Source organism: Curtobacterium sp. MCSS17_008 (assembly GCF_003234185.1).
Taxonomy (GTDB): Bacteria; Actinomycetota; Actinomycetes; order Actinomycetales; family Microbacteriaceae; genus Curtobacterium.
In genome coordinates this window covers 12,607-28,669 of the sequence record NZ_QKSM01000006.1, presented here as the reverse complement: position 1 = coordinate 28,669, position 16,063 = coordinate 12,607, and the positions used below count along the sequence as shown (strand labels likewise).

The window sequence follows — 16,063 nt, the reverse complement described above, 5'->3', positions numbered from 1 at the left end:
ACGCCGGACGCCCGCCACCGACTGCTCGTCGGTCGCGGGCGTCCTCGTCGCGCCGGTGTCAGGCGCGGTCGTCGTCGCGGCGGTCGTCGCCGCTGCGGTCGTCGCCGCTGCGGTCGTCCGCGTTCCGGTCCTCGGGCGCCGAACCAGGCCGCGGCGCCGGTGCGGCGGCGGGCTGCTCGGCGACACGCTCCCCGTACTGCGGCGGCTCGTCCTGGCGCGACCGGGGCGCCCGCGGGTCGGTCGTCGCCGCAGGCTGCTGGGCCGCCTGCGGCGTCTCGCCGTAGCGCGGGCCGTCGTTCGTGCCGTAGCGCGGCCCGTCATTCGTGCCGTAGCGCGGCCCGTCGTTCGTGCCGTAGCGGGGCCCGCCGTCCTGGCCCGGTCCCTGCGGTCCGGGCCCGGGGCGGGACGCGCCCGTCTGCTGACCGGGAGCCGGCGTGCCGGGCTGCTGCGGGCCTCCCGGGCGGTGCGGGGTGGACTGCCCACCGTACGGCGAGCCCTGCTGCGGACCCGGTCGCCACGGCTGCTGCCCCTGGAAGGGCCGCGCCTGCGTGCCGGGCGCCCCCGGCTGCGGGGCGTCGTTCCAGTGCGTCGACGGCGTCGCACCGTGCTGACCGAGGATCCGCTGCGCCTGCCCCGTCAGCTGCGGGTCGACGATGATCTGGTAGTTCGTGGCGAGCACCTGGTGCACACTCGTGAAGTCACGCTGTCGCTTCGTGATGGCGAACGAGACGATGCCGTAGAGCATGCCGAACGCCGCACCGATGATCGCGGCGGCGAGGATGAGCCCGCCGGCGCTCGGGGAGAACAGCGTCAGGACGATGCCGAAGAAGATGCCGAGCCAGAGGCCGGACAGCGCACCGGCGATCGCGGCGCGCCCGTAGGTCATCTTGCCGGTGACCCGCTCGACGGTCTTGAGGTCGTTGCCGACGATCGAGATCTTCGCGACGGGGAAGTCCGCCTCGGCCAGCTTCGCGACGACGCGCTGGGCGTCGGGGTAGCTGTCGTAGGTCCCGAGGACGTCCCCGCGCGGCAGCGTCGGGAAGGCCTGGGCGGTGCGTCCGGCGAACGGGCTCTGGTTGCTCACCCAGCCATCATCCACCGGGCACCTTGCGATCGCACGTGCGCCTCCCGGGAAGCACCGGGGCACGAGCGGACCGGTCGGTCCATCGACCCGTGTGTCCCCTCAGCGTCCGCCGGGGCCGCTCGTCCCCGGCCCGAGCGGCAGCGACTACGCTGGACGGGTGAGCGCCACGAAGGTCTTCGTCGCCCGCCTCGCCGGGTGCTCCGTCTTCGACCCCGCGGGCGACCGCGTCGGCCGCGTCCGGGACGTCCTGGTCGTGTACCGCCGTGTCGACGCCCCGCACGTCGTCGGGCTCATCGTCGAGGTGCCGGGCAAGCGCCGCATCTTCCTCAGCATCGGCCGCGTCACGTCGATCGGCGCCGGCCAGGTCATCACCACGGGCATCGTGAACATGCGGCGCTTCGAGCAGCGCGGCGGCGAGGTCCGGGTCATCGCCGAGATGCTCGGCCGCAAGGTCCTCATCAAGAAGGAGCGCACGCGCGCCACCGTCGAGGACGTCGCGATCGAGGACCGCGGTCAGGGCGACTGGGAGGTGTCGCAGCTCTTCCTCCGGAAGCCGAAGACGACGCCGTCGCCGTTCGGCAAGGGCCCGACCACGTTCGCCTCGTGGAACGAGGTCACCGAGGACGAGCTCCCCGGCGAGACCCAGTCCGCCGAGCACGTCATCGCCGCCTACTCCGACCTGCTGCCGGCCGACCTGGCGTCGACGCTGCTCGACCTGCCCGAGGAGCGCCGCTTCGAGGTCGCCGAGGAGCTCCCCGACGACCGGCTCGCCGACGTGCTCGAGGAGATGCCCGACCAGGAGCGCATCGACATCCTGACCAAGCTCGACGACGCCCGCGCCGCCGACGTCCTCGACCAGATGCAGCCGGACGACGCCGCCGACGTCCTCGCGCAGTTCCCGGACGACCGGAGCGAGGCCCTGCTGCAGCTCATGGAGCCGGAGGAGGCACAGGACGTCCGCATGCTCCTGGAGTACGAGCCGGACACCGCGGGCGGTCTCATGACCACCGAGCCGGTCATCGTCTCCGCCGACGCCACCGTGGCCGAGGGTCTGGCGCTCATCCGCCGGCACGAGCTCGCCCCGGCACTCGGCGCGAGCGTCTGCGTGACCCTGCCGCCGTACGAGCCGCCCACCGGCCGCTTCCTCGGCCTCGTGCACTTCCAGCGCATGCTCCGCTACCCGCCGAACGAGCGCCTCGGCACGCTCATCGACCAGCAGACCGAACCGGTCCGGGTCGACGCCAGCGCCGCCGAGGTCACGCGCGTGATGGCGACGTACAACCTCGTGTCCGTCCCCGTGGTCGACGACGCCCACCGTCTGGTCGGGGTGGTGACGATCGACGATGTCCTCGACCACGTCCTGCCCGACGACTGGCGAAGTCAGGGCGAGGGGGAGACCCCCTCGCGACTCCGCCAACGCCAGCGCAAGACGCCCGTGACGACGGGAAGGAGGACCACCCGTGGCCCGAACGGATGACAACCGCCAGGAGCGGCTCGACTCGCCGAAGGGCATGCGCACGCGCGTGCTCCCGACACGGCGTCGGGGCCGCGGTGACACCTTCGGCCGCGCGACCGAGGGCATCGCCCGTGCGATGGGGACGCCCTGGTTCCTGGTCGGCCTGACGCTCTTCTGTGCCCTGTGGATGGGGTACAACACCCTCGCGCCGAAGCCGTGGCAGTTCGACTCGGCGGCGATCGGCTTCACCGCGCTGACCCTCGTGCTCTCGCTGCAGGCGTCGTACGCGGCGCCGCTCATCCTGCTCGCACAGAACCGGCAGGACGACCGCGACCGCGTGCAGTTCGAGCAGGACCGTCAGCGTGCCGAGCGGAACCTGGCCGACACCGAGTACCTCGCCCGCGAGGTCGTCGCACTGCGCCTGGCGATGCGCGAGATGGCGTCGAAGGACTTCATCCGCGCCGAGATCCGCTCGCTGCTCGAGGAGCTCGACCGTCGGGACGCGGAAGAGGCGGCGCTGCGCGGCGGCGACCCCCTGGACGACAGCGCGGGGGCGACGAGCACACGTGGTTGACGGCACCGCACCGACAGCTGACGAGCAGCTCGGCGCCGCGGTCCTCGCCGCGCTCGGCCGCGTCCTCGACCCCGAGATCCGTCGGCCCGTCACCGAGCTCGACATGATCCGCGGGGTCGACGTCCAGCCGCAGGGCAGGGTGCGCGTCGACCTGCAGCTCACGATCGTCGGGTGCCCGGCCGCCGACACCATCGAGCGTGACGTCCGGTCGGCCGCCGGATCGGTGGACGGCGTGCACCACGTCGACGTCGACGTGTCCGTGATGTCCCCCGCGACCCGCGCCGCGCTCACCGAACGGCTGCGGGGCGACCGTCCCCGTGGTGTGCAGTTCACGCCGGACTCCCTGACCCGCGTCATCGCGGTGACGAGCGGCAAGGGCGGGGTCGGCAAGTCGACGGTGACCGTCAACCTGGCGGTCGCGCTCGCGGCAGCCGGGCAGCGCGTGGGCGTCGTGGACGTCGACGTGCACGGCTTCAGCGTGCCCGGGCTCATGGGACTCACCGACGAGCACGGCGTGGCACCGCGCCCGACCCGCGTCGACAGCATGATCCTGCCGCCGGTGGCGCACGAGGTGAAGGTCGTCTCGATCGGCATGTTCGTCGACGACGTCTCGACCGCGGTCTCCTGGCGGGGGCCGATGCTGCACCGCACCGTCTCCCAGTTCCTGACCGACGTGTGGTTCGGGGACCTCGACGTGCTGCTGCTCGACCTGCCGCCCGGCACCGGCGACGTGGCGATCTCGGTCGGGCAGCTGCTCCCCCACGCCGAGGTCCTCGTCGTCACCACGCCGCAGGCCGCGGCGGCCGACGTCGCCGAGCGCAGCGGGGTCGTCGCGCGCCAGACCGGGCAGAAGGTCATCGGCGTCGTCGAGAACATGGCCGGGCTCGTCCAGCCCGACGGCAGCGTCCTGCACCTCTTCGGCGAGGGCGGCGGCGACGAGACCGCCCGTCGGCTCTCCCGCGGCCAGGACCTCCCGGTGCCGGTGCTCGGCCGCGTGCCGCTGTCGGTGCCGCTCCGCGAGGGTGGTGACGCCGGCGTGCCGGTCGTGCTCGGTGCCCCGGGCGACCCCGCGGCCACGGCGTTGCGCGAGGTCGCGGAGCGGATCACGACGATGGGCCGCGGCCTGGCCGGTCGGAAGCTCGGGCTCACACTGTCCTGAGCGGCGCTCGCGCCACGAGGTGCCCGGTCGGTACGGTGACGGCATGAGCAACACCGACCACGTCAGCGTCGACTGGGACGCCGCCCGCGACGTGAACCGCGCGAACTGGGACGACCGGGTGCCGATCCACGAGGGCGCCTACGACGTCGCGGCGCTCGACGACCCCGCGCACCGCTCGGACGTCGTGCGGGACGACCTGCCCGCGCTCGAACCGTGGCTGCCCGGTGGCACGCTCGACGGTCTCGACGTCTGCCACCTGCAGTGCCACATCGGCACGGACACGGTGTCGCTCGCGCGCGAGGGCGCGCGCGTCACCGGCGTCGACTTCTCGGCGCCCGCGTTGGCGTCGGCCGCGGCCCTGGCCGATCGGCTCGGCCTCGACGTCACGTGGGTCGAGACCGACGTGCTCGACGCCAGGACAGCCGTCACCGGCGACTTCGACGTGGTCTACACGAGCATCGGCACGATCTGCTGGCTCCCCGACCTGGACCGCTGGGCCGCGCAGGTCGCCGCGCTCCTGCGCCCGGGCGGGGTGTTCTTCATCCGCGACGGGCACCCGGCGCTGTACGGCCTCGACGAGGACGCGTCGGAACTCGTCACGCGCCACCGGTACTTCCCGGACGGCACCGCGCAGCAGTGGGAGGACGCGGGGACGTACGTGGGCGAGGGCACGGTCGCGAACCCCCGGACCTACGAGTGGCCGCACCCGCTGTCGGAGACCGTGAACGCGCTGCTCGGCGCCGGGCTCCGGCTGCGGTGGCTGGACGAGGGACGGACGCTCCCCTGGCGTTTCAGCCCGCGCATGGAGGAGGACGGCGCCGGCTCCTGGGTCTGGCCCGCGGAGGACCGCGACCGCATGCCGACGACGTTCACGATCGTCGCCACGCGCGACTGACGGGCGGACGGGAGGCGCGCTGCCGGCTGACACCGCGCCTCCCGTCGGCCGTCGGTCAGGTGACGGGCGTCAGGTCGCCTCGGTGTCGAAGGGCGCGGCCTCCCCTGCCGCGAGCGGCACCACCGGTGCCGTCGCGCGCACGCGCGACGCGGTGACCTGCGCGGTCTGGACCGCAGCCATGCTGCTCGCCGTGCTGCTGCCCGAGTCGATCAGGGCGTCGCGGATGATCCGCCGCGGGTCGTACTGCCGCGGGTCCAGCTTCTGCCAGTCGACCTCGTCGAACTCGGGGCCCATCTCCTCGCGCATGCGGTCCTTGGCGGTGTCGGCGAAGCGGCGCACGGCCTTCACGAACTCGGCGAGTTTCTGCGCGTACATCGGCAGGCGCTGCGGCCCGAGCAGCAGCACTGCGATGATCCCGATGATCAGGATCTTGTTGAAGTCGATGGACACGGGGACGAGCGTAACCCGTCCTGCTGCGGCGCACCCGTAGAGTTGTCTCCCGAACGGAGTGTGCGTGTCGGAGAAAGAGTCGAACTGGAAGTTCGCCGAGGACATCGTCTCGGAGCCCGAGGTGATCGCCCGAGCGCGAGAGCACTCCCTCGAACTCGGGGTCGAGGCGATCTCCCCCGCGATCGGCGCGCAGATCGCCGTCGTCGCCGCCGCATCGCGTGCGACGAGCATCATCGAGATCGGCACGGGCCTGGGTGTCTCCGGCCTGTACCTGCTGAGCGGCGCCCCGGACGCGACCCTCACCACGATCGACGTCGAGGTGGACCACCAGCAACACGCCCGCGACGCCTACATCGCCGCGGGGACGGCGCCGTCGCGCGTCCGGCTCATCCCCGGGCGGGCGAACCAGGTGCTCCCGCGGATGAACGACGCCTCGTACGACGTCGTCCTCGTCGACGCCGACCCCGAGCACGTCATCGAGTACGTCGAGCACGGGCTGCGGCTCGCCCGTGTCGGCGGCACCGTGCTCGTGCCGCACGCGCTGTGGCGGGGACGCGTCGCGGATCCCGTGCGGCGGGACCGGGCGACCACGGACTTCCGGCTGCTGCTGACCGAGGTCTCGACCTCGGGAGCGGTGCGGAGCGCGCTGTCGCCGGCCGGCGACGGGCTGCTGCAGATGACGAAGGTCTCCGCCTAGGCAGGCGGTCCACCGGCCGCTGCGGAGGCGCGGGTCAGCCCAGGTGCCGCAGGTACCGCTCCGGCGCCGCCAGGAAGGCCCGCTGGTCGCGCACCACGTCGAGGTCCTGCCACGCGGTGCGACGGAGTCCCCACTCCCCCACCTCGTGGATCGTCGCCCCCGGGAAGGCCGCCAGCACCGGCGAGTGCGTCGAGAGGACGACCTGCCCGATGCCGGTCTCGACGACGGACTGCAGCAGACCGATGAGGGCGAGACAGCCGGAGAACGACAGCGCCGACTCCGGTTCGTCGAGCACCCACAGGCCGGGCCACCGCGACCGGGAGATGACGAAGTCGAGGAAGGACTCGCCGTGGCTGCGCTCGTGGAACCGCGGCTCCGGTCCGCCGGGGTGCTGCTCCAGGAACGTGAAGACCCCGTGCATGGTCTCCGCGCGGAGGAAGAACCCGCTCTTCGGAGCTCCGGGCTCCCGGACGAGGACGAGGTGTTCCCAGAGCTGCGACTCGGTGGGTCGGGTGGAGTGGCCGGACATCGTCGAACCGCCCTCGGGCCCCATGCCGTACGCGAGGGCGAGTGCCTCGACGAGGGTGGACTTGCCGACACCGTTGTCGCCGACGAACACGGTGACGGGGCCGAGGTCGAGACCGTCGTCGAGCAGCTGCCGCACCGGGGCGAGCGTCGCCGGCCACGAGCCGCGCGGCAGGGGGTCCGGCGCGTACTCCTCGATGCGGCGGACGGGCAGTCGGGTGCGGGGCACGGGACCATCCTGACGCACAGGAGGCCCGGAGCGTACGCGCTCCGGGCCTCCTGTCGTGGTGCTTCGACGGACTATGCCGAGACGACCTCGGCGAGTGCGTCGTGGAGTTCCTTGGCCTCGGCATCGTTGACCGAGACCACCAGGCGGCCTCCACCTTCGAGCGGAACCCGCACGATGATGAGTCGACCCTCCTTGACAGCCTCCATCGGCCCGTCACCGGTCCTCGGCTTCATCGCTGCCATCAGATGTCCCCTTTCGTGCAGTACATGCCTGCCCATTATCCCGTACAGGAGCGGCAACTGCGAAACCACCCAGGTCGGGGGTGTCGGATCGCCGTGTCGCCGCGGTCTGCGAGGTCGTCGCCCGGAGCACGGACACCCGGCCGCGCGGTGGAACGACGGCCGATCACGGCGGGGTCCAGTCGTAGCCGTCGATCCACCAGCAGTGGTACAGCCACGCCCACTGCAGCCCGAGGCAGGCCATGACGACGAGCACGCGGTAGACCCGTGAGCGCGGCAGGGCGACGATCCCGAGCAGCGGCGCGATCGGCAGCAGGATCCGCCAGGTGCTCGACTGCGGGAAGAAGACCGCGAGCAGGTACACGACGTAGGCGACGCCCCAGAGCCGGAGCTCGAGCCCGACGCGCCGCGCGGCCGGGTGGAGGACGAAGACCGCGAAGCCGACGAGGGTGACCGCGAGCAGGACCCCGCCGGCAGGCTGCCGGAACCACCAGCCGAACCCCTGGATCCACGGGGCGAACGGCACGAGCTCCTGCCACCCGATGTACGACGACCGCCAGGCGAGCTCCGTGTCGGTGTAGGCCTTCGGCACACCGGTGACCGCCCAGGCGATCGCGGGCCACGCCAGTCCGACAAGCCCGGAGACGACGGCCACGGCGAGCGGCGGCACCGCACGGCGGACACTGGGCCGCTCGACCTCCCGCACCCAGGCCGGACGGAACGCCCAGACGCCGAGGAAGAGCACCACGAGGAACGCGAACGCCAGCCCGGTCGGCCGCGTCATCCCGAGCAGGAGCACGACGGGGAGCATCGTCCACCAGCGACGGTCGACCATGAGCAGCAGGGCGACGAGGAGCAGGAAGAGCCCCATCGCCTCGGCGTAGGCGACCTGGAACACCGCCGACACCGGCGCGACGCAGAACAGCACCGTCGCGAAGCCCGCCCGCCGGTCGTCGAGGAAGCGTCCCATCAGCCGTCGGAAGACGAGCGCGGCGCCCCACCCCGCGACGAGGGAGACCGTGACGGCCACCGCCTCGAACGACGCCCCGGTCAGCACCATCAGGCCGCGTACGAGGAACGGGTAGGCCGGCATGAAGGCCCACGCGTTCTCGGTGACGTGTCCGGCGGCGTCGACGGGGAGCGTCGACGGGTAGCCGTTCGCCGCGATGACGCGGTACCACGCCCCGTCCCAGATCGACGCAAACGACAGGTACGACGGGTTCGCCGACGTGAACGAGTTGGCGGTCTGCGCCCGGGCGAACGCGAGCAGCATCGCCCCGGTCACGAGCCGCGCCGCCACGTAGACCACGCTGACCCGCACCCACCAGGGCACGAGCCGGTACCGCGCCCGCCACCGTGCCGCGGCGGTCCGCCGCGCGACGGTCCGCGCGGCGCCGGTGGTCAGGCCGTCAGCCACCGACGCAGGCCGTCCTCGACCGCGGTGATCTGGGCGACCGGGACCTGCTCGTCGTCGTGGTGCGCGAAGACCGGCTCGCCCGGGCCGTAGTTCACGGCGGGCACGCCGAGGGCCGAGAACCGGGCCACGTCGGTCCAGCCGTACTTCGGGCGCGGTGCCGGTCCGCCCACGGCCTGGACGAACTGCTGCGCGAGCGGGGCGTCGAGTCCCGGACGGGCGCCGGCGGCCAGGTCGACGATCTGCACGTCGTAGCCGTCGAAGAGCTCGCGGATGTGCGCGACGGCCTCGTCGGCGGAGCGGGACGGCGCGAAGCGGTAGTTGACGTGCACCATCGCCTCGTCCGGGATGACGTTGCCCGCGATCCCGCCGGTGATCCCCACGGCGTTCAGGCCCTCGCGGTACTCGAGACCGTCGACCGTCACGGTGCGGGGTTCGTAGGCGGCGAGGGTGGCGAGGATCGGCGCGGTCTTGTGGATCGCGTTGTCGCCGATCCAGCTGCGCGCGCTGTGCGACCGCTTGCCGAAGGTGCGGATCTCCGCGCGGAGGTTGCCGTTGCAGCCGCCCTCGATCTGCGCGCCGGACGGCTCGCCGAGGATCGCGAAGTCACCGGCGAGGAGCTCGGGCCGGGTCCGCGCCAGGCGGCCGAGGCCGTTCAGCGAGTCGCTGACCTCCTCGTGGTCGTAGAAGACCCAGGTGACGTCGACGTTCGGCTCGGCCAGGTCGTGCGCGAGCTTCAGCTGCACGGCGCAGCCGGCCTTCATGTCGACGGTCCCGCGACCCCACAGGATCTCGGTGCCGTCCTCGGCGGTGCGGAACTCGGTGGGCAGGTTGTGGTTCAGCGGCACCGTGTCGATGTGGCCCGCGATGACCACCCGGCGCTCGCGGCCGAGCTGCGTCCGCGCCACGATCGCGTCGCCGTCACGGACGACCTCGAGGTGCGGTAGCGACGACAGCGATGCCTCGATCGCGTCGGCCAACCGCCCTTCGTTGCCGGACACGGACTCGATGTCGCAGATCGCGCGCGTGATGTCGATGGACGAGGCGGTGAGGTCGAGCAGCTCCGGCATGCGGGCAGCCTACCGGCCGTGCCTCGTCGTCTCGTCGGAGGGGACCGCCCACGCCGGGGACACGACCGGCGGACGCGAGTCCGGCCTCCAGTCCGCCCGGACGGTCCGCCGCCCGGCGGGCTCGCTAGCCTGGTCGCGTGACCGAGACGACCTCCACCGACCGCCCGTCCCACGCCTGGGGCCACGGCCTCGCGACGATCGCCGCCGACGGCACCGTCCTCGACACCTGGTACCCCGAGACCCACCTCGGCGAGCGCCCCGCCGACGCCGAGTTCCCTGCCCAGCTCCGCGCGCACGTCGGTGACGACCCCCGCCGCGACGTCCGGATCGAGGCCGTCACGACCGAGATCGCGATCGACGCCGCGCCGACCAGCACGCCGGACGCCTACCTGCGCCTGCACCTGCTCAGCCACCTGCACGTGCGTCCGAACGAGATCGCGCTCGACGGCGTCTTCGGCCACCTGCCGATCGTCGCCTGGACGAATGCAGGCCCCGTGCACCCCGAGGCGCTGACCCGCCTCCGCCCGTCCCTGCAGCGCGCGGGCATCGCCGTCCACGCGGTCGACAAGTTCCCCCGGCTGCTCGACTACGTCGTGCCGGACCGCGTCCGCATCGGCGACGCGAACCGCGTCCGGCTCGGAGCGCACCTCGCACCCGGCACGACCGTCATGCACGAGGGCTTCGTGAACTTCAACGCCGGCACCCTCGGTGACGCCATGATCGAGGGCCGTGTGTCGCAGGGCGTCGTGGTCGGCAACGGCACCGACATCGGCGGCGGCGCGTCCATCATGGGCACCCTCTCGGGCGGGGGCACGCACCGGGTGTCGCTCGGCGAGCGCGCCCTCCTCGGGGCGAACGCCGGACTCGGCATCTCGCTCGGCGACGACTCCGTTGTCGAGGCGGGCCTCTACGTCACCGCTGGCACCAAGGTCGTCCTGGTCGGCGCCGCGCCCGCTCCCGACGGCACGCCCCGCACCGTGAAGGCCGCCGAGCTCTCCGGTGTGCCGAACGTGCTGTTCCGCCGCAACTCGCTCACCGGCGCGGTCGAGGCCCTGCAGCGTCAGGGGCAGGGCATCCAGCTCAACACTGCCCTGCACGCGTAGCCGCGCGGCGCCCCACTGCCAGACTGTCGGCATGGGGGCGACGATCGCGGGACCGCACGGGCCGGTCCCGGTGCGGCGGTACGGGCGACCGGAAGGTCCGACGCTGGTGTGGTTGCACGGCGGCGGCTTCTTCCGCGGGGGCCTCGACCAACCGGAGTCGCACGCCGTGGCCGTCGCGCTGGCGGACCGTGGTCTGGCGGTGGTGACCGTCGACTACCGGCTGGTCCCGCTCCCCGGGCTCCCCTGGGTCGGTCGTCGCGGCCCGCGACCGCGCGCACGGTGGCCGCACGCCCACGACGACGTGCTCGCGGTGGTCCGGCACACACGGGCGCACACCGACGGTCCCCTGCTGCTCGGCGGCGCGAGCGCCGGTGCGTGCCTGGCGTCCGCCGCGACGCTCGGTCTGCTCGACGCGGGCGACCCGCCGGACGGTGTGGTGCTGGCCTACGGCTTCCACCACGCGCGGCTCCCCCGCGATCGCGAGGTCCAGCGCGGCGTCCGCGGGCACCGCCGGGTCACGCACGCACCGTGGGCCCTCGACGTCGCGAACCGCAACGCGGTGCCCCGACGGTCGCGCCGGGAGCGGACGGCGTTCGCCGGAGGGCAGGACCTGACCGGGTTCCCACCGGCCTTCGTCGTGGACGCCGAGTCGGACGCCATGCGGGCGTCGGGCGACCGCTTCGCCGACGAACTCACCGCCGCGGGCACGACGGTGGAGCGGCACGTCCTGCACGATCGCCACGCGTTCCTGAACCGGCCGGCCTCGCCCGCGTTCGGCGCCGCCACGGAGTTGCTCGCCGCCTGGGCGACCGCCACCGACCGGTTCCGCATGTCAACGCACGTGTAATGGGAAGGAACGGGTAGATCGGCGGACGCCGCCGATCGTGACGGAACAGGCCCGCTCGCGGATCGCGAGCGGGCCTGTCGACCGGGCTCGGGTCGGACCGACGTCAGCGCGCCGGGAGGTCGCGCTCCGGGTGCCCCACGTACAGCTGCTGCGGACGACCGATCTTGTTGAGCGGGTCGTTGTTCAGCTCGCGCCACTGGGCAATCCACCCCGGCAGGCGCCCGATCGCGAAGAGCACGGTGAACATCCGCGGTGGGAAGCCCATCGCCCGGTAGATGATGCCGGTGTAGAAGTCGACGTTCGGGTAGAGCTTGCGGCTGACGAAGTACTCGTCCTCGAGCGCGATCTGCTCGAGCTCCATGGCGATGTCGAGCAGGTCGTCCTGCACCCCGAGGGACTCCAGCACCTCGTGCGCGGACTCCTTGACGAGCTTCGCCCGCGGGTCGTAGTTCTTGTAGACGCGGTGCCCGAAGCCCATGAGCTTCACCCCGCGCTCCTTGTTCTTCACCCGCTCGACGAAGCGCAACACCGGCTCGCCGGAGTCCTTGATCTGCTGCAGCATCTCGAGCACCGCCTCGTTCGCACCGCCGTGCAGCGGCCCGTAGAGCGCGTTGATGCCCGCGGAGATCGAGGCGAACATGTTCGCCTTCGTCGAGCCGACGAGCCGGACGGTCGAGGTCGAGGCGTTCTGCTCGTGGTCCTCGTGCAGGATGAGGAGCCGCTCGAGCGCCTTCGACAGCACCGGGTTCGGCACGTACGTCTCGGCCATGGTGCCGAAGTTGAGGCGCAGGAAGTTGTCGACGAACGACAGCGAGTTGTCCGGGTACAGGAACGCCTGCCCGATCGCCTTCTTGTGCGCGTACGCGGCGATCACCGGGAGCTTGGCGAGGAGCCGGACGGTCTGCAGCTCGACCTTCTCCGGGTCGTCGACGTCCATGTCGTCCTCGTAGTACGTCGACAGTGCGCTCACGGCGCTGGACAGCACCGACATCGGGTGCGCGGAGTGCGGCAGCGCGTCGAACAGGCGCCGGAGGTCCTCGTGCAGCAGCGTGTGCCGACGGATGCGGGCGTCGAACCCGTCGAGCTCGTCCTTCGTCGGGAGCTCCCCGTAGATGAGGAGCCACGCGACCTCGAGGTAGGTGCAGCCCGACGCGACCTGGTCGATCGGGTACCCGCGGTAGCGCAGGATGCCCTGATCGCCGTCGATGTAGGTGATGGCGCTCTTCGTGGCGCCGGTGTTGACGAAGCCGTAGTCGAGGGTGTTCAGCCCGGTCTGCTTCTTCAGCGAAGAGATGTCGATCGCGGACGCGCCGTCGACGCTCGGCAGGATCGGGAACTCCGCGGTGCCACCCGGGAACGTCAGCGTCGCGGTCTCCGTCGACTCGGCGGCGGCGGGGCTCACGGGAACGGGCGTGGTGGGCGGTGTGGCCGTCTTCTGAGCGTCGTTGGCAGTGTCAGTCACGACGACAGCCTAACTGCGCCGACTGTCGGTCGTGCACCACCGGAAGGCGGAGATCTGGTGGATTCCACGGATTGTGCGAGGAGCGCACGGTGGTCCGGTCCGTCGTCTCGACCGGGAGGCGCGACCGACCTCGATCAGGACCCCGCCAGTCTCCTGGTGCTCGCCAGGCGCTGCGCCGCCGCCGCGATCCGGTCGTCGGTCGCGGTGAGCGCCACCCGCACGTGCTCCGCACCCGCGGGGCCGTAGAAGGTCCCGGGGGCGACGAGGATGCCCCGCTCCGCCAGCCACCCGACGGTCTCGAGCGCCGGCTCGCCACGGGTGGCCCAGAGGTAGAGCCCGGCCTCGCTGTGGTCGATCCGGAAGCCCGCGCCCTCGAGTGCCCGTCGGAGCATGTTCCGTCGGGCGCGGTAGCGGGCCTTCTGCTGCTGCACGTGCGTGTCGTCGGCGAGGGCGACGATCATCGCGTCCTGCACGGGCAGCGGCGGCATCATGCCGGTGTGCTTCCGGACCGCCAGCACCTCTGCCAGGATCGCCGCGTCCCCCGCGACGAACGCGGCACGGTACCCGGCGAGGTTCGACTGCTTCGACAGCGAGTACACGCTGAGCACGCCGTCCACGCGGTCGCCGACCACGCGCGGGTCGAGGATCGACGGGGTCGGCCCGGCGTCGTACGGCGGCTCCCAGCCGAGCTCGGCGTAGCACTCGTCGCCGACGATCACGGCGCCGAGCTCGCGGGCACGCTCGACCGCGGCGCGCAGCTGCTCGACCGACAGCACGCGTCCGTCCGGGTTGCCCGGCGAGTTGAGCCAGACGAGCTTCGTCGTCTCCGGCCACGCGGCCGGATCGTCCGACGCCAGCGCCTCGGCGCGCACCAGCGCCGCGCCGAGCTCGTAGGTCGGGTACGCCGCCTCGGGGAACACCACGGTGTCACCCGGACCGATGCCGAGCCAGAGCGCGAGTCCCGCGATGAACTCCTTCGAGCCGATCGTCGGCAGGACCTGGTCCGGGGTGAGGGTCACGCCCTGCCGACGGCCGTACCACGCGGCGATCGCCTCGCGGAGGGCCGGCGTACCGGCGACCTGCGGGTAGGCGTGCGCATCGGTCGCACGGGCCAGGGCCGTGCGGACGACCTCCGGGGTCGGGTCGACGGGCGAGCCGACGCTGAGGTCGACGATGCCGCCCTCGTACGCCGCCGCGCGCTGCTTGAACGGGAGGAGCTGGTCCCAGGGGAAGTCGGGGAGGTCGAGCGCCACGTGCGGGTCCGCGGTCAGCCGCGCGGGGGCTCGGCCATGACGACGGGGTGGTCCTTGTGGATCACGCCGACCTTCGCCGCACCGCCGGGCGAGCCCACCTCTTCGAAGAACTCGACGTTGGCCTTGTAGTAGTCGGCCCACTCGTCCGGCAGGTCGTCCTCGTAGTAGATCGCCTCGACCGGGCAGACCGGCTCGCACGCACCGCAGTCGACGCACTCGTCGGGGTGGATGTACAGCGACCGGTCGCCCTCGTAGATGCAGTCGACCGGGCATTCGTCGATGCAGGCGCGGTCCTTGACGTCGACACAGGGCTGGGCGATCACGTAGGTCACGGTGCGGGTGCTCCCTTCGGACTGAGCGAGTGCGAGTCTACTCGCGGCCCGGGGACGACCCTGACCGTCCGTCCGCCGGCGCCGCCGCCGCTGTGCTGGCACGGAGTCCCGACAGGTCGGGCCAGGCGAGGGTGAGCGCCGCGATCGCCGCCGGCCCGAACGTCCAGACGTACCCGGCGAGGTTCGCGAGCACGAGCGGCGACGACTGGCCGCCGACGCTCACCAGCACCTGCGTGGCGACGATGACGGCGATCCCGGCGGCCGCGACCATCGAACGGGAGCGGTACAGCAGGCGCAGGCCGACGACGAGCCCGAGCACGACGAGGGTCGTGATCACCATGCCGATCGGGAAGCCCGCGAGCGTCTGCTGGTGCGTCACCGTGCCGAGCGCCCCCGCGACCAGGCCGGCGACGGCCGCCACCACGACGGCCGTCACCTTGCCCTGACCGGAGAGCTCCGCGAAGGTCTCGGGCACCCGGGGCACGGGCTCGACGTCGTGCCGGTAGGCCTCGACCGCGGGCGCTGCCTGGCGGACGCCGTGCGGCATGACCCACGTCAGACGCTGCGGGTCGGCGGGGTCCACCGGGTCGACGGCGACCTGGGAACGGTACTGCTCGACCGCGGCACGGACCTTCGCGCGGACCGGGACCACGTCGACCGTCAGGTCGACCTCGTCGGCGTCCGGGGCGACGATCATCGAGAACGGCACCTCCTCGGCCCGGGCGGCGTACCGCGCGGCGTGGTGCACGCGGACGTGGTCGGGGTGACCGTACCCGCCGTCGTCGGCGTAGCTCACGACGGCGTCGGCGCCCGTCGACCGGATGGCCGCACGCAGGTCGTCGACGACCTCGCCCAGGTCGGCCCGGGTCAGCGAGTCCGCGGGGGCGTCGGTGGCGCTGGTGGCGCGCCCGTCCGGTCCCCACTGCATGCCGGAGTCCGTGTACCGACGGACGGGCAGGTCGGTCGGACGCGCTCCCGGGCCGCCCAGCCACAGGTGCGCCGGACCCCCGAGCGCGGCCAGTGCGGCGGCGATCTCGGTCTCCCGGTGCGCGGCCACGCGGGGGCCGTCGCCGGCGAGCGGCGCGAGGGCGTCGGTGAGCATCTCCCCGCGCTCCCCCCGGGTCGCGGTCAGGACGGTCACCTCGGCCCCGAGCTCGATCAGTGTGGCGATGGTGCCGCCCGACGACAGCGTCTCGTCGTCGGGGTGGGCGTGCACGAACAGGACGCGTTCGGGTCGCGTTGCGGGGGCCTTGGACATCGCGTCCCAGGGTACT

At 72.6% G+C, this 16,063-nt stretch carries 17 protein-coding genes; 7 read left to right on the top strand and 10 right to left on the bottom strand.

Features of this window, described 5'->3' with window-relative positions; translation table 11 throughout:
• Nucleotides 1-58: 58 nt before the first annotated feature.
• Entirely contained in the window at nucleotides 59-1,084 is a 1,026-nt protein-coding gene (locus DEJ23_RS08350; RefSeq protein WP_111239811.1) for a general stress protein, read from the bottom strand.
• A 157-nt stretch (nucleotides 1,085-1,241) separates the two neighbouring features.
• On the opposite strand from DEJ23_RS08350, the gene DEJ23_RS08345 reads away from it, so the two are divergent.
• From DEJ23_RS08345 to DEJ23_RS08330, 4 genes are read left to right on the top strand one after another with little or no spacing between them, the layout of a single operon-like run.
• Complete coding sequence (locus tag DEJ23_RS08345; RefSeq protein ID WP_111239810.1) at nucleotides 1,242-2,561, top strand: magnesium transporter MgtE N-terminal domain-containing protein; 1,320 nt, start codon at nucleotides 1,242-1,244, stop codon at nucleotides 2,559-2,561.
• 34 nt (nucleotides 2,562-2,595) lie between these two features.
• Nucleotides 2,596-3,114: a DUF1003 domain-containing protein gene (locus DEJ23_RS08340; protein WP_375342267.1), complete on the top strand. Its 519-nt coding sequence runs from the start codon at nucleotides 2,596-2,598 to the stop codon at nucleotides 3,112-3,114.
• Nucleotides 3,107-4,273 carry a P-loop NTPase gene (locus DEJ23_RS08335; protein WP_111239808.1) on the top strand — a complete coding sequence of 389 codons (1,167 nt, stop codon included), beginning with the start codon at nucleotides 3,107-3,109 and terminating at the stop codon, nucleotides 4,271-4,273. The genes DEJ23_RS08340 and DEJ23_RS08335 overlap by 8 nt, the downstream gene beginning before the upstream one ends.
• 43 nt (nucleotides 4,274-4,316) lie before the next feature.
• Nucleotides 4,317-5,168: a bifunctional 2-polyprenyl-6-hydroxyphenol methylase/3-demethylubiquinol 3-O-methyltransferase UbiG gene (locus tag DEJ23_RS08330; RefSeq protein ID WP_111239909.1), complete on the top strand. Its 852-nt coding sequence runs from the start codon at nucleotides 4,317-4,319 to the stop codon at nucleotides 5,166-5,168.
• Between the two features lie 69 nt (nucleotides 5,169-5,237).
• On the opposite strand, the gene DEJ23_RS08325 is transcribed toward DEJ23_RS08330, so the two are convergent.
• A complete protein-coding gene (locus tag DEJ23_RS08325) occupies nucleotides 5,238-5,618 on the bottom strand; it encodes a twin-arginine translocase TatA/TatE family subunit (RefSeq protein WP_258375360.1) in 381 nt (126 codons plus the stop codon).
• Between the two features lie 64 nt (nucleotides 5,619-5,682).
• On the opposite strand from DEJ23_RS08325, the gene DEJ23_RS08320 reads away from it, so the two are divergent.
• Nucleotides 5,683-6,315, top strand: coding sequence for an O-methyltransferase (locus DEJ23_RS08320; RefSeq protein WP_111239807.1), 633 nt, complete (start codon nucleotides 5,683-5,685; stop codon nucleotides 6,313-6,315).
• Between the two features lie 34 nt (nucleotides 6,316-6,349).
• Here DEJ23_RS08320 and DEJ23_RS08315 read toward each other — a convergent pair whose 3' ends face one another.
• From DEJ23_RS08315 to dapE, 4 genes are all read right to left on the bottom strand, one after another.
• Complete coding sequence (locus tag DEJ23_RS08315) at nucleotides 6,350-7,069, bottom strand: AAA family ATPase (protein WP_111239806.1); 720 nt, start codon at nucleotides 7,067-7,069, stop codon at nucleotides 6,350-6,352.
• Between the two features lie 71 nt (nucleotides 7,070-7,140).
• Nucleotides 7,141-7,311, bottom strand: coding sequence for a DUF3117 domain-containing protein (locus tag DEJ23_RS08310; protein WP_017887054.1), 171 nt, complete (start codon nucleotides 7,309-7,311; stop codon nucleotides 7,141-7,143).
• Nucleotides 7,312-7,474: 163 nt separating this feature from the next.
• Nucleotides 7,475-8,725: a hypothetical protein gene (locus DEJ23_RS08305; protein ID WP_111239805.1), complete on the bottom strand. Its 1,251-nt coding sequence runs from the start codon at nucleotides 8,723-8,725 to the stop codon at nucleotides 7,475-7,477.
• Entirely contained in the window at nucleotides 8,710-9,792 is a 1,083-nt protein-coding gene (dapE, locus tag DEJ23_RS08300; protein WP_111239804.1) for a succinyl-diaminopimelate desuccinylase, read from the bottom strand. Before dapE ends, DEJ23_RS08305 begins: the two co-directional genes overlap by 16 nt.
• A 137-nt stretch (nucleotides 9,793-9,929) precedes the next feature.
• Between dapE and dapD the strand changes: the two genes are divergently transcribed.
• Complete coding sequence (gene dapD / locus DEJ23_RS08295) at nucleotides 9,930-10,895, top strand: 2,3,4,5-tetrahydropyridine-2,6-dicarboxylate N-succinyltransferase (protein ID WP_111239803.1); 966 nt, start codon at nucleotides 9,930-9,932, stop codon at nucleotides 10,893-10,895.
• Nucleotides 10,896-10,926: 31 nt separating this feature from the next.
• A complete protein-coding gene (locus tag DEJ23_RS08290) occupies nucleotides 10,927-11,742 on the top strand; it encodes an alpha/beta hydrolase (RefSeq protein ID WP_111239802.1) in 816 nt (271 codons plus the stop codon).
• 103 nt (nucleotides 11,743-11,845) lie between these two features.
• Here DEJ23_RS08290 and DEJ23_RS08285 read toward each other — a convergent pair whose 3' ends face one another.
• The 4 genes from DEJ23_RS08285 to DEJ23_RS08270 form a co-directional block, all read right to left on the bottom strand.
• A complete protein-coding gene (locus tag DEJ23_RS08285) occupies nucleotides 11,846-13,144 on the bottom strand; it encodes a citrate synthase (RefSeq protein WP_111239801.1) in 1,299 nt (432 codons plus the stop codon).
• A gap of 194 nt (nucleotides 13,145-13,338) precedes the next feature.
• Complete coding sequence (dapC, locus tag DEJ23_RS08280; protein WP_111239800.1) at nucleotides 13,339-14,457, bottom strand: succinyldiaminopimelate transaminase; 1,119 nt, start codon at nucleotides 14,455-14,457, stop codon at nucleotides 13,339-13,341.
• A gap of 14 nt (nucleotides 14,458-14,471) precedes the next feature.
• Entirely contained in the window at nucleotides 14,472-14,789 is a 318-nt protein-coding gene (gene fdxA, locus DEJ23_RS08275) for a ferredoxin (RefSeq protein ID WP_058728223.1), read from the bottom strand.
• 37 nt (nucleotides 14,790-14,826) lie between these two features.
• On the bottom strand, nucleotides 14,827-16,047 hold the full coding sequence (locus tag DEJ23_RS08270) for a PIG-L family deacetylase (RefSeq protein WP_111239799.1): 1,221 nt from the start codon (nucleotides 16,045-16,047) through the stop codon (nucleotides 14,827-14,829).
• Nucleotides 16,048-16,063: the final 16 nt, after the last annotated feature.

What these genes read in the sequence shown, in the direction of transcription:
- DEJ23_RS08290 (WP_111239802.1), top strand. Translation starts at nt 10,927, where the DNA reads ATGGGGGCGACGATCGCGGGACCGCACGGGCCGGTCCCGGTGCGGCGG.
- DEJ23_RS08340 (WP_375342267.1), top strand. Translation starts at nt 2,596, where the DNA reads ATGCGCACGCGCGTGCTCCCGACACGGCGTCGGGGCCGCGGTGACACC.
- DEJ23_RS08270 (WP_111239799.1), bottom strand. Translation starts at nt 16,047, where the DNA reads ATGTCCAAGGCCCCCGCAACGCGACCCGAACGCGTCCTGTTCGTGCAC.
- dapE (WP_111239804.1), bottom strand. Translation starts at nt 9,792, where the DNA reads ATGCCGGAGCTGCTCGACCTCACCGCCTCGTCCATCGACATCACGCGC.
- DEJ23_RS08330 (WP_111239909.1), top strand. Translation starts at nt 4,317, where the DNA reads ATGAGCAACACCGACCACGTCAGCGTCGACTGGGACGCCGCCCGCGAC.
- DEJ23_RS08310 (WP_017887054.1), bottom strand. Translation starts at nt 7,311, where the DNA reads ATGGCAGCGATGAAGCCGAGGACCGGTGACGGGCCGATGGAGGCTGTC.